The sequence below is a fragment of the Rubripirellula obstinata genome, assembly GCF_001642955.1.
Lineage (GTDB): Bacteria > Planctomycetota > Planctomycetia > Pirellulales > Pirellulaceae > Rubripirellula > Rubripirellula obstinata.
Genome location: NZ_LWSK01000002.1, coordinates 193931 through 207133 on the forward strand (window position 1 = coordinate 193931; position 13203 = coordinate 207133).

General features: G+C 53.2%; 8 protein-coding genes and 1 pseudogene. All 9 read left to right on the forward strand.

What is annotated here, in order from left to right; genetic code table 11:
• Positions 1 to 18: 18 nt before the first annotated feature.
• Positions 19 to 962 (forward strand): annotated as a pseudogene (locus RC85_RS28955) (ABC transporter ATP-binding protein).
• An 82-nt stretch (positions 963 to 1044) separates the two neighbouring features.
• The gene (locus RC85_RS01540) at positions 1045 to 1884 is read left to right on the forward strand and encodes an ABC transporter ATP-binding protein (RefSeq protein ID WP_068258107.1); all 840 of its coding nucleotides are present in this window, start codon (positions 1045 to 1047) and stop codon (positions 1882 to 1884) included.
• Positions 1885 to 1890: 6 nt separating this feature from the next.
• On the forward strand, positions 1891 to 2781 hold the full coding sequence (locus RC85_RS01545; RefSeq protein WP_068258108.1) for a GAF domain-containing protein: 891 nt from the start codon (positions 1891 to 1893) through the stop codon (positions 2779 to 2781).
• Positions 2782 to 2830: 49 nt separating this feature from the next.
• A complete protein-coding gene (locus RC85_RS01550) occupies positions 2831 to 4525 on the forward strand; it encodes a DmsC/YnfH family molybdoenzyme membrane anchor subunit (protein WP_068258109.1) in 1695 nt (564 codons plus the stop codon).
• Between the two features lie 101 nt (positions 4526 to 4626).
• On the forward strand, positions 4627 to 6786 hold the full coding sequence (locus RC85_RS01555) for a molybdopterin oxidoreductase family protein (RefSeq protein ID WP_235033501.1): 2160 nt from the start codon (positions 4627 to 4629) through the stop codon (positions 6784 to 6786).
• A gap of 10 nt (positions 6787 to 6796) precedes the next feature.
• Positions 6797 to 8626, forward strand: coding sequence for a NirA family protein (locus RC85_RS01560; RefSeq protein ID WP_068258110.1), 1830 nt, complete (start codon positions 6797 to 6799; stop codon positions 8624 to 8626).
• A 57-nt stretch (positions 8627 to 8683) separates the two neighbouring features.
• Positions 8684 to 10270, forward strand: coding sequence for a sulfite reductase subunit alpha (locus RC85_RS01565; RefSeq protein WP_068258111.1), 1587 nt, complete (start codon positions 8684 to 8686; stop codon positions 10268 to 10270).
• 552 nt (positions 10271 to 10822) lie between these two features.
• Positions 10823 to 11707 (forward strand): SDR family NAD(P)-dependent oxidoreductase, encoded by an 885-nt coding sequence (locus tag RC85_RS01575; protein ID WP_068258113.1) that lies wholly within the window; start codon positions 10823 to 10825, stop codon positions 11705 to 11707.
• Between the two features lie 474 nt (positions 11708 to 12181).
• Positions 12182 to 13024 carry a beta/alpha barrel domain-containing protein gene (locus RC85_RS27375; protein WP_162273157.1) on the forward strand — a complete coding sequence of 281 codons (843 nt, stop codon included), beginning with the start codon at positions 12182 to 12184 and terminating at the stop codon, positions 13022 to 13024.
• The last annotated feature ends 179 nt before the right edge of the window (positions 13025 to 13203 follow it).

Genomic DNA, 13203 nt, shown 5'->3' on the forward strand with positions numbered 1-13203 from the left:
TTTGGCTAGAGTTTTTTTATGAGTGTCGCTGTCCTAGCTGATCCAAAGATCGAAACACCGGTTCCTGTTGCTCGCCCAAATACTGTGCTTTCAATGCAGGGCGTTTGCAAAGGTTTCGGTAGCGGTGTGACTCGTAACGAAGTGCTAACGAATATCAACTTGAACGTTCGTGAGGGCGAGTTCTTGGCCGTGGTCGGGTTTTCTGGCAGCGGCAAATCGACGTTTATGAAGTTGTTGGCGGGTTTGGAAAAACCAGACTCGGGTGACCTGTTGATGAACGGACAACCGATCATCGGCCCCGACCTCAGCGTGGCCTGGTGTTCCAGAACTACTCGCTTTTGCCTTGGTTGACCGTTCGCGGCAATATCGCATTGTCGGTCAACAGCGTTTTTAAGACTTGGGGCAAAGGAGAACGACGCGACCACGTGGAAAAGTTCATCGAAATGGTTGGACTCGCACACGCGGCCCATCGTCGTCCACACGAATTATCCGGCGGCATGCGGCAACGTGTTTCCTTGGCTCGAACGTTGGCGATGAAACCGAAAATCCTACTGCTTGATGAGCCACTGTCAGCACTTGATGCGATGACTCGCAGCGTTTTGCAGGATGAAATCTTGAAGATCTGGGAAGAGGAACGTCAGACCTGCGTGATGATCACCAACGACGTTGACGAAGCGATCTTGGTGGCCGATCGCATCGTCCCGCTGAACCCTGGACCGAAGGCTTCGATGGGGCCCGCGTTCACCGTCGAACTTGATCGACCGCGAATCGCTGCTGAGCTAAATCACAACGACAAGTTCAAGGGACTTCGAAACGCGGTGACCAACTACTTGGTCGCGGTGCGGCAAAAGAGTCGCGATGACGAAGCAGCGGTTTCGCAATCACCACAAATCGAACTACCCGACCTGCAGCCGAGAAGCTTGACGCTGCCAAGAAAAGCGATTTTGAATTCAACGACGTAGCGAAATTGCCGTGTGTCGCTGCACTCCACACGGCCTACACCACTTCCTAAACCCTAACACCTAAAACCCAATACCTTCTTCTATGGCCGGTTACGTTGAAATGTTCCGTCTTGGCAAAACCTACGACACGCCCGCTGGGCCTGCCGTGATTGTCGAAGACTTCAACCTGAACATGAAGAAAGGCGAATATGTTTGTTTGCTCGGTCACTCGGGATGCGGCAAGTCTACCGTGCTTTCGATGGTCGCCGGCCTGAATCCAATCACCGCTGGTGGCATCGTCGTCGCCAATCACGAAATCGATGGCCCCGGCCCCGATCGCGGCGTGGTTTTCCAGTCGCCTTGCTTGATGCCGTGGATGACGGCAATGGAAAACGTGATGCTGGGCGTCAATCAGGTTTACCCGCATGGAACCAAGGCACAACGACGTGACATTGCAGCTTATTACCTGACGCTGGTTGGTTTGGGTACCAAGTTGGACACGCGAGCGAAGGATTTGAGCCAAGGCATGCAGCAACGCGTCGGTATCGCCCGAGCGTTCGCATTGAAACCCAAGATGTTGTTGCTTGACGAACCGTTTGGAATGCTCGATTCGCTGACTCGGATGGAGTTGCAAGAAATTTTGCTTGAGATCCTGATGCGAGACAAAGTCACGACGTTAATGATCACTCATGACGTCGATGAAGCACTCTTCATGAGCGACCGTGTCGTGATCATGACCAACGGACCGAGTGCAAAAGTCGGCATGGTTTTGGATGTGCCGTTTGAAAGACCTCGACTGCGTGCAGACGTTCTGGAACATCCGCAGTACTACGAAGAACGAGCCAAGATGATCCAGTTTTTGGAGGACCAAGATCACAAAAAACTGAAAGAAGATGCACAAAAACGAGAAGAAGCCAAACAGGAGGAAGCGGTAGCGTCCTAACCAATCATGGAAACTCTCTCATCCACCTTAAACGACGATTCACTGCTTGCTGAATTGCGAACTTACGACATTGGCGATGCCGGAATCGATGTTGACCAGCATGATTCACTCAGCAACCTCGCTGCTAAATCCTTGGCCACCGGAACGGCAGAATTGCTAACGCCGCCTAGCGATACCGGCAGTGGCGAGATCGGATCGGCACTTGCGATTCCTGTTTACCGAGCCGGACGAATCGCCAGCATCGTTGTGATGTCGATTAAGCCGAAGACAGTGGGCGCGGGCGTGTTCGAGATTTGGGAACCAGTTGATCCGTACGAAGAAGTCAAACTGCGAAGCGGTTACTTCGCTCACTTGGAACGGTTCGCAAACGTGAGTTCGTTTGTGCGATTCGAGCGTGGCAATGGTTTGCCAGGACAAGTTTGGGAATCCAAGCAAGCAGTCATTCACGATGACTTGCCAAGTCACGTCGGTTTCCTGAGAGCAGCCGGCGCGTCGGCCGGGCTGCTGCAAACCGCGGTCGGGTTACCGATCATCAGCGGCGACAAATTGAAATCGGTAGCAGTCGTAATTTCGTCGGAAGCGACGCCGATTGCCAAGGGCTACGAAGTTTGGAATGCGGTCGATGATGGATTCACTTTGGAAGGAGCAGCCTATCAAGGGTTGGATCCCGCTTTCCAACTCAGCCGCGATGCAAAGCTAGAAACCGATACCGGTCTGCCCGGTTTGGCCGCTGTCCACGCTGGCGCAACGACGACCGAAAATGATGCAATTTTGTTGGCTGGTCGAAATCAGCAGAACCTTTCATCCGACATGGGAAGTGCCGGTCCCACAGCCGGATTAGCGATACCGGCCTACCGTGACAACAAGTTGACCAGCGTGATGACCTTCTTGTTCTGATCAAAATCCAAATCGACCTATTCAGCTTTTCACTCAACCCAATCACTTCATGTCTTCCACGCTTCCCATCACTGATCCCTCACCCGACTTGGTCGGCGACTTGCTGCGAGAGCAACAATCGCTGTCCGCGGTGGAGCGATTCAGCGTGCTGCATGAAGCGGGCAACATCGAAAACGAACCGGCGCAAGCTCGCTACTATCGCGACCTGTTACCTGCATCACCGCCCTCTCCTGGCCAACAATTCGCTTTCCAAGTCGATCTGGATAAGTGCAGCGGATGCAAAGCCTGCGTCGTCGCTTGTCACACACTTAATGGATTAGAAGAAGACGAGTCATGGCGAAAAGTCGGCACGATTACGATCGGGGAAGCCGAAACCGACTCGCTTCCAACGATCCAACACGTCACCACCGCCTGCCACCACTGCGAAGATCCAGGTTGCCTGAATGGGTGTCCGGTCAAAGCGTATGACAAGGATCCTGTGACCGGGATCGTCCGCCATTTGGATGACCAATGCATCGGTTGCAAGTACTGCACGATGATGTGCCCCTACGAAGTACCGAAGTACAGCGATCGTCTGGGCATCGTTCGCAAATGCGATATGTGTCACCAGAGATTATCGGCGGGTGAAGCTCCCGCGTGCGTGCAAGCGTGTCCCAACGAAGCGATCGCGATCACAATCGTTGATCAAGGGATGACATTCGCCAGTGACGAACGAATTGCATCGGGCGCTCCGCTCTCTTCGATCAGCAAACCGACGACTCAGTACGTTTCCAGTGTAAGCGAAAAGATCGCATCGGCGGTTCCGCAAGACGCCAAAGTCGATCACGTCGCTGAAAGCCACTGGCCGTTGGCCGTGATGCTGGTTGCAACACAGGCGTCGGTGGGAATCATTATCGCAGAACGATTTTGGTCGGCGGCGTTAGTTTTAGCTGGCGTTGAAACATCAATCATGGCCACTCGTATCAGTGCCACTGCCGCGTTGTTAGTCGGCGGCATTGGATTAAACATCGCGCCGCTTCACTTGGGACAACCGCTGCGTGCTTGGCGTGTTTTCCTTGGCCTCAAAACCAGTTGGCTCAGTCGCGAAGCAATCATTCTGGGCAAATACATGGGCGTTCTGACCGCGGCAGTTGTACTGTTGTGGATGCCGACGTTTTCCGAATATGTCCCGGACATCATTCAAGCGTGGACGCCCGACTGGGCGGCGAAAGCGGCACTCGGCTTGTCGATCCCGATCGGAATCGCTGGCCTGTATAGCAGTGCGATGATCTATATCGTTACTCGGCGGAAACTGTGGCGACACAGCCGCACATTCGTCCGCTTTCTAGGCACCAGTGTCATCGTTGGACTCGCAGGCGTTGCAGGAATTGCAGCAGTCGTTGGGTATGGAAAATCAGCGGCGATCATGGGTTTGATTTCGGTGGCCTTTGCCGTGGCCAAGCTGGTGTGGGAATACCGAATCCATTTGGGTTCTGGCGTTTCATCGTCCACCGATGACTTTGATCGGCGTAGTCATCGACTAGTGAAGAGCCAACTTTCCGAACTCGCAAAAATCCGCACGATCAGCGGAGCAGTTGGGATTTTCGTCTTGCTGTTGGCAGCAACGATCGCGCCCGCGTCACCGTCGCTCTCCGGTGTCGCCGCGATCTTTGCTGCCGCAGTATTCCTGGCCAGCGAACTTGCTGAACGATGGCTGTACTTCAGCAGCGTCGTCTATGACCGAATGCCGGGGACTTTCAAATGAGTATTGAAACCACATCAGCCAAGCCTGGTTCTCTGACGCAATCAGCAGCTATCGAGGATCGAAAAGTCTTGCCGCAGTTGATCCAAGCTCGCACGGGAAAGATGACCCGCGAACTACTTCTGCAACCGGGATCGCACGGTCTGGGAATGACTCATTCTGGATTGACGCCTGATGCAACCACCACTGCGGTTTGTGGTTATTGCAGCACCGGTTGTGGTCTGCGGATTCATCTTCGCGAAGACGAAGCGATTGGCCTGACACCTGAAACAAATTATCCAGTCAATCTTGGCATGGCCTGTCCCAAGGGCTGGGAAGCGTTGCGGGTGCTCGATTCGGATGATCGCGCGACGCATCCGCTGATCAAGAATCCCAACGGTGGATTTTCAAAGGCGACCTGGGACGATGCACTGCGATTGTTCACGGACCGATTCAAATCAATCCAAGCCGAACACGGCAAGCAATCAGTGGCTTTCTTGAGCACCGGTCAAATTCCATCGGAAGAAATGGCGTTCTTGGGTGCGCTTGCGAAGTTCGGGATGGGCATGGTGCACGGTGACGGAAACACTCGCCAGTGCATGGCGACTGCGGTAACAGCCTACAAAGAATCATTCGGCTTTGATGCGCCTCCTTATACCTACGACGACTTTGAACAGAGCGACTGCATGGTGTTTGTCGGCGCGAATCCCTGCATCGGACATCCGATCCTGTGGGAACGAGTGCTGCGAAACAAAAACAATCCTGAAATCATCGTGCTAGACCCTCGTCGCACCGAAACAGCGATGGCCGCGTCACAGCACTTACAACTAAGTCCCAAGAGCGATCTGGCTTTGCTGTATGCCATCACCGGCGAGATCATCCGACGCGGCTATGTGGATGATTCGTTTGTGCAAGCCAGTACCACCGGATTTGAACAGCTTTGCGAACATGTCGCCAAGTTCGATACCGAAAGCGTTGCCAAAATTTCGGGCGTGAGTGAAGAACAGATCATCAAGGCAGCCGAAGCGATCGGAACCGGAAACGCCGTATCGCTTTGGTGGACGATGGGCGTCAATCAGAGCTATGAAGGAACCCGCACGGCCCAGGCAATTATCAACATTGCGTTGATCACCGGCAACATCGGACGCCCGGGGACCGGTGCCAACAGCATCACCGGTCAATGCAACGCGATGGGTTCGCGGTTGTGGAGCAACACCACCAACCTGATCGGACACCACCGGTTTGAAGATGCCGATGATCGTGCAAAGGTTGCATGCGAATTGGACATCGATATTGAAAGTATCCCGACCGAAACAGGTTGGTCCTACGATCGGATCATGGAAGGGATTCAGAATGACGAGATCAAGGGATTGTGGGTCATCGCCACCAACCCGGCTCATTCTTGGATTCATCAAAGCAACGCACGCGAGATTTTGGACAAGCTTGATTTCTTGGTCGTGCAAGATATGTACAGCAGCACCGAAACAGCCCGCCATGCCGATTTGGTTTTACCGGCCGCCGCGTGGGGTGAAAAAGAAGGCACGTTCATCAACAGCGAACGTCGCTACAGCCTGCTAAAGAAAGTTGCCAAGGCACCCGGCGAAGCTCTATCAGATTTCAACATCTTTCGCGCCGTCGCACATTACTGGGGCGTGGCAGAAATGTTTTCGCAGTGGACTGATCCCGAAGCGGCATTTCGGATCATGCAACGTTTGAGCGAGGACAAGCCTTCCGACATCACGGGCATTGATGGGTACGAGCATTTAGACGATTGCGGTGGAATCCAGTGGCCCTGGACGTCGGCCGACGCCAAGCAATGGGCCAAGCCCTATCAGCAACGACGTCTGTTCAGCGACAGTGTTTTCCATCACGACGACGGCAAAGCCAAACTGATCATCGATGACATCACGCCGATGCCCGAACCAACTTGCGATGACTACCCGACGATGTTGTTGACCGGACGCGGGGCTGTTAGCCAATGGCATACGCAAACGCGAACTTCAAAGTCGCCGGTCCTCCGCAAACTGTATCCCAACGAACCCTACATTGAAATTCATCCTGACGACGCACGCAGCATCGGCGTCCAAAACGGTGAACAAGTTCGCGTCACCTCTCGTCGCGGAAGTCTGATTGCCAACGCGATGGTCGTGCCAACGGTGAAGCCAAAACAAGCGTTCATGCCGATGCACTATGAGGCGACCAATCAACTGACGCTGTCGCACTTTGATCCGCACAGCCGCCAACCCAGCTACAAAAACTCTGCCGTGCGAATCGAGGCGGTCTAAGGAAAACACCATGTCTGAAAAATCATTCACCGAGGAACAAAAACAGTATCTGTCAGGCTTTGCGTTCGGAACCGATGTCGCTCGCGCGGTCAGCAACCTGCCCATCATCAGTGGTTCGGGCGGCAATTCAGGAAATGGAACCTCGCTAAAAATCGGCGATGGACCAGCGACGATTGACGGAACCGCGTTTCCAACTCGACCTGAAAACATTGCGTTGCAGGCGCAGGCGGACACCGAATCGGCTGGTGGAAAACTTTGCAACGAAGAGAAAGCCAAACGAGAAAAAAACCCGTTGGATATGTGGGACGAAATCGCCGCCAGATCCGATGCGGGTGAATTCCCCAAAGGAACCGATGTCTTCCTGACCAAGTTCCACGGACTGTTCTACGTCGCACCGGCGCAGGATTCGTTCATGTGCCGAATGCGGATCCCGGGCGGGCTTCTGTACGGTTGGCAATTCCGTGGTTTGGCTGATCTTTCCGATGTCTCTGCGGGTGGATATATCGATGTCACCACGCGAGCCAACTTGCAGTACCGCGAAATCCCGGCTGACCAAGCAGCGAATATCCTCTACGGCATTCGCGAGCTGGACGTCGTCAGCCTGGGCAGCGGTGGTGACAACATTCGCAACTGCACCGCCAGCGCCTTGTCAGGAATCGACACAACCGAATTGGTTGAAACGATTCCCATGGCAAAGCGAATGCACCACTACATTTTGAATCATCGTGAAATGTATGGCTTGCCAAGGAAGTTCAACATCGCCTTTGATGGCGGTGGATCCATCGCCTCGCTTGATGACACCAATGACATCGGGTTCCGCGCCGTAACGGTGCCACCCAAACACGCCAGCGATGATTTACCGGCGGGCGTGTACTTCCAATTGACCCTTGGCGGGATCACCGGCCACAAGGATTTCGCTCGCCCCACCGGCGTCTTGCTTGACGGCAAAGATTGTTACGAAGTCGCAGGCGGGATCGTTCGCGTGTTCGTCAAATCGGGTGACCGAACCGATCGCAAAAAAGCTCGTCTGAAGTACGTGCTGGACGATTGGGGATTCGACAAATTCATTGCCGCCGTCGAAGAGGAAATTGGCAAACCGCTTCGCCGAGTCAGCGAAGATCGCATTGTTTCAGTCGATAACGAAGACCGGCTAGCTCACGTCGGTTTCCACACCCAAGCACAAGCAGGTAAACAGTATTGTGGTGTCGTCTTGCCGGTCGGTCGCATCACCAGCGATCAGGCTCGGCAACTTTCGGACATTGCCGATGAACTTGGCAACGGCGAAATCCGCTTCACCGTCTGGCAAAACCTAATCATTCCCAACATCCGCGACGAAGATGTTGACGAGGTTCGCAGGCGAATCGAAGCGATGGGCTTGGGATGCGACGCCAGTTCTTTCCGTGCTGGATTGGTCGCGTGTACCGGCAGCGCGGGATGCAAATTCGCCGCCAGCGACACCAAGGCGGACGCGATGCGAATTGCGAAGCACCTGGAATCTCAGTTCACGCTCGATAGCCCGATCAACATTCATGTTACCGGATGCCATCACAGTTGCGCTCAGCACTACATCGGCGACATTGGATTGATCGGCTGCAAAGTGGAACAAGATGACGACATGGTTGACGGCTACCACATTCATCTTGGCGGTGGATGGGGTGGCAATCAAGGCATCGGAAGACTGGCCTGCGAATTTGTCACGGCGGTGAATGCACCAACGACCGTCGCGGCAATCGTTGGTTCCTACTTGGAACAACGAAACGATAATGAAACCTTTATCGAATTCACCAAAAGATGCTCCGACGAGGAATTGAAAACACTGGCAGTCATGTCGGTGTCCTAATTGCCATCGAATGCGTCAAGCCCTGAATCCTCAACACGTTTTAAACAGACCAAAATTATGAGCAGCTTTCTACCTGAATCAGCACCGTTTAATGAAGAGCAACGCGCTTGGCTCAATGGCTTCTTTGCGGGCATGACGGGCATCCAGTCCAGCACTGGAACAGGTGCCGCCTTGGCCGCGGCTGGATTTGCATCCGAAACGGTCGAAGTTGAGGAAGAGGAAGACTTCCCTTGGCACGATTCGGCGCTGCCGATTGTCGATCGCATGGAATTGGCGGAAGGCAAACCCACCGAGCGCAAACTGATGGCGGCCATGGCTCAATTGGACTGCGGTTCGTGCGGCTATCTTTGCCAAACCTACGCCGAAGCAATCGCGTCGGGCGATGAAAGTAACTTGACGCTGTGCAGCCCCGGTGGCAAAGAAACCAAACAGATGATTAAGCGTCTGTTGAAGGAGGAAGGCGAACCAGCAACCAACGGGAAGGCAGTAGCGAATGGGTCTGCAACCAATGGTTCCGTCGCAACCGGATACTCTCGATCAACGCCCTACCCTGCCCCGCTGATCGAATCACGACCGCTCAACAAAGAAGGATCGGCCAAAGACACTCGCCACGTGGCAATCGACTTGGCCGGTTCAGGAATCAAGTACGAAGTCGGTGACGCCCTTGGAATCTATCCGACCAACTGCGGCGAGCTTGTCTCGCAAATCATCGACCAAATCGGGGCCGATGCGAACGTACCCGTCACAACACCCGCCGGACAACAAAAGACACTCCGCGATGCGTTGTGCGAAGACTATTGCCTGAAAGATCCGTCGGACGAATTGATCGAACTGGCGGTCGCACGTGTCGAAGATGATTCCGCGTCAGCAATGCTAAGCACGATGCTCGATGAAGGAACGCCTGATGGTTTTGATGTGTTGGACGTACTAGAAGTTGCCGAATGCAAATCGCTGACCTGCACCGAATTCTTGGAAACACTGGAACCGCTAAACCCGCGTTTGTACTCGATCGCATCCAGCATGAAGCATGTCGGTGAACAAGTTCATTTGACGGTCGGGAAAGTCGTCTTTGAACGCGAAGGAAGAACTCGAAAAGGCGTTGCCAGCACCATGTTGGCCGACCGCTTGGATTCCAATGCAAAGATCCGAGTCTTCACGCAACCCAATCATGGCGGGTTTACCGTACCCGCCGACGAAACCAAGCCGATGATCATGGTTGGGCCGGGAACCGGCATCGCGCCGTTTATGGCATTCTTGCAGGAACGATCAGCGAAGAAATCACCTGGTAAGAATTGGTTGTTCTTCGGTGACCAGCATGAAGCGTTTGATTTTCTGTATGAAGACGAACTGCGTGGTTACGTCAGCGACGGACTGCTGACTCGAATGGATACCGCATTTAGCCGCGATGGTGACCAAAAGGTCTACGTCCAAGATCGCATGCGAGAGAATGCAGCGGAGCTTTGGAAGTACCTGCAAGAAGGTGCCCACTTTTACGTCTGCGGTGATGCATCACGAATGGCCGCCGACGTTGACCGTGCCCTGACCGACATCGTGGAAACCGAAGGAGGCATGACGAGCGAACAGGCTAAGGCTTTCGTTAAACAACTCGCCGCCGATCAACGTTATGTGCGTGATGTTTACTAAGGCGACCCACGTACGCTCGACCATTTGGCGTTAATTCAATGCTTAATCTTCCAACCATTTTAAAACGACGTCCAAGATGACAATTCAATCACGAGCGTTGGTCGAAAGTCCTGGCTGCCCACCGTCTTGGCTAAGAATTGAACGAGGCCTCCAGTGCGAACAGACGTTCAGAATTATAGATAACCAAAGCAACACACCAGTGAACTGGGTCGGCCATCGACCCCGGTTTCGAATCTACAGTCAATTGATCGACAATCATATCGCTTTTGAAACGACGAATAGTGATGAATGTGCTTTCGCACCCGAAGGCATCTGGAAACTGTTCTTAACAGCAGCACAAACCAAAAACCTACCGTGCGGAGGTATGCGGTTTACGCTTGAGCATTGCGAAAAAACAAACGAATATATCCTTGGTCTTCAGGGTGGAATTAGTTGTCGCGATATTGAATTTCGGCATGATCGTGCCGAGACCGCCAATGCACGGTCACCCAAACATCGATCGCGTCACGAAAACGGGAATCGAAAACCGCTTGAGTATTCTTGAGCTAGTTTATGAATCAGCGTCAAGTCGTGTTGGTGACGGGCGCCTCGGTCGGCTTAGGTCTTGCGCTGGCACGTCGGCTAATCCTGGAACAACAGAAGCGCCCGCTGCATCTTGTTCTCACCGCTCGAGAAGCGTCGATAGATCGATTTCGAGACCAAGGGATTCACGATAGCGACAACACCTGGATTCGTTCGCTCGATATCACCAACCCAGATCAGCGTCATGCGATCGTCGATGAAATCGAATCAGAACTTGGTGGCGTGGATATTCTGGTCAACAACGCCGGCGTCGCTTATCGGTCTTGCGTGGAACACGTGACCGAACCCGAACGTTTGCACCAGATGAACATCAACTTTCGATCGCCGATCGAGTTGGCACGTCGCGTCTTGCCGGGAATGCGAGCGAAGCGTCGCGGCAAGATCATCAATGTCTCTTCGGTGGGCGGGATGATGGCGATGCCGACGATGTCCGTCTACTCCGCATCCAAGTTTGCATTGGAAGGAGCCAGTGAATCACTCTACTACGAGCTGAAGCCTTGGAACGTCGCAGTCACTTTGATCCAACCTGGATTCATGCGATCCGACGCTTTCGAGAAGGTGCCCTACACGATCCTAAGCGCCAAGTCTTCCGCCGATTCTGACGATCCCTATCACGAACATTACCATCACATGGAACGCTTCATCGCCAAGGCCATGAAACGAGCCGTCGCGACACCCGATTCAGTCGCGAAAAAGATCGTTCGAGTGATCCGCCAAAACGATCCGCCCTTGAGAGTTTACGGAAGCATCGACGCGTTCCTGTTTTCAGCGATGCGAAACACGTTACCAAGGCGTTTGTATAACTGCGTGCTTTACCGAAGTCTGCCCAACGTACGAGACTGGGGCAAACGTTAAGGAACTGTCCCGAAATAACTTCCCGGTTTTCCCGTAGCTGGGCCCGCCAGGGTTCAGTCCACCAGGGTTCAGTCCACTAGCAGATGTAGCCGACTGAACCCTGGCGGGCCCAGCTACAAAAGATTTCGCCAAAGACGGAACTTGTTTCTGGACAGTTTGCTCGGCTGCTGAACAACGGCCATTTGATCCGATCTTCTGAGCCGCATCCCAGAAGTTTGATTCTGGTTTCTCCTGGGTTTTGGGGATCGAAAGATCGCTCGTTGAGATTAATCGAAGGAAAATTATTTCTTGGGTGCGGGATCGTTAACGGCAAGACGCGTTTAGCATTTGCACGAGGTCTTGGCATCTACTCTCGGATCAATCGAACTGGATCCGAATGAACGCGTTTCGGACCTCGCGCTGACGTGAATGACCTAATGCTAGCGATGTGCATTACTGACCCTACTCCTCTTAATTTCAATAAGGTTGGTCAATTTGAAGAAGTTCAGCCCATGCGATTCAAGTTCGTTCAACTCGGAACACTTGATCGGAAGACTTGATCTATTGGGCGGGCTTTCAGTACACGTCAGCGATGGAAAGGGAACTCGAAACGACTTGGTGAGGTTGAGCAACGAAGATCCCGGCAATCCATTAACGCTGTTCAAGTGGTATCGTGACCGAGGCATCACGCGATTCTATGTGACGGATTTGGATGCACGATTAAGGCAACCTCGTCAGAACAAGTTGATCGATAAACTTTGCAATCAACTAGAACCAAACGAATGCCTTTGGCTTGACTGCCGGGTGAAGGCCACAGAGCTCCAACCACGCCGACTATCATCTCCAAACGATCTCGTACAACGGATTCTCTACTCAGAGAAAATCCATCCGTCGTTGAGTCTTGTTTTAGAAGATCCTTCACTGCATCAACGATCGGTGTTTTCAGCTATTGGTGATTTCGTTGACCCATCACGCTTCACCATGGGCATGAATCTTATTGACCTAGCCAATTCCAAGATCAGTTCAGAATTCGACGCCGCTGACAACGACAACCATACCAAACATTCCTGTCGTCCTTGGTGTGATGAATGGCTGAACCTAGCGCATCAAGCAGGAATCCGTTCAGGCTTCTTGCTCTGGAATCCCTGTACCAGTATCCAAGGTGATGCTGAAATGCAGCAGATTTTCCAAAGGTGGAGCGAGCGATACAACGATTGGAAATGGATGTGCAGTGGCATCCGGTCCAAGCAAGAATCCAGCCTGATACATGACTGTGGTTGTTCGGGCATCCTCGTTGGAACAACTCGATTGCCTGATGGCCGAGTAGCCATCGTTTAGAATCTGGTTCCACAACAAACGTGTGCGATCTCTCCGAGGCATACGCAATGCCCTGAAGAGTTGTGGTCCCGGAAATCGTTTAGCCGCGTGGGCATCGCCCAACGCCGTGAAGAGTTTTGATCCCGTAAAAAACGTGTTAGTTCGTTTAGCCGCGTTGGGCATCGCCCCGCGCGTTCGGA

Excerpts from the sequence above, each read along its gene's own strand:
- RC85_RS01560 (WP_068258110.1), top strand. The coding sequence starts at position 6,797 with ATGTCTGAAAAATCATTCACCGAGGAACAAAAACAGTATCTGTCAGGC.
- RC85_RS01550 (WP_068258109.1), top strand. The coding sequence starts at position 2,831 with ATGTCTTCCACGCTTCCCATCACTGATCCCTCACCCGACTTGGTCGGC.
- RC85_RS01540 (WP_068258107.1), top strand. The coding sequence starts at position 1,045 with ATGGCCGGTTACGTTGAAATGTTCCGTCTTGGCAAAACCTACGACACG.
- RC85_RS01575 (WP_068258113.1), top strand. The coding sequence starts at position 10,823 with ATGAATCAGCGTCAAGTCGTGTTGGTGACGGGCGCCTCGGTCGGCTTA.
- RC85_RS01545 (WP_068258108.1), top strand. The coding sequence starts at position 1,891 with ATGGAAACTCTCTCATCCACCTTAAACGACGATTCACTGCTTGCTGAA.
- RC85_RS01565 (WP_068258111.1), top strand. The coding sequence starts at position 8,684 with ATGAGCAGCTTTCTACCTGAATCAGCACCGTTTAATGAAGAGCAACGC.
- RC85_RS01555 (WP_235033501.1), top strand. The coding sequence starts at position 4,627 with ATGACCCGCGAACTACTTCTGCAACCGGGATCGCACGGTCTGGGAATG.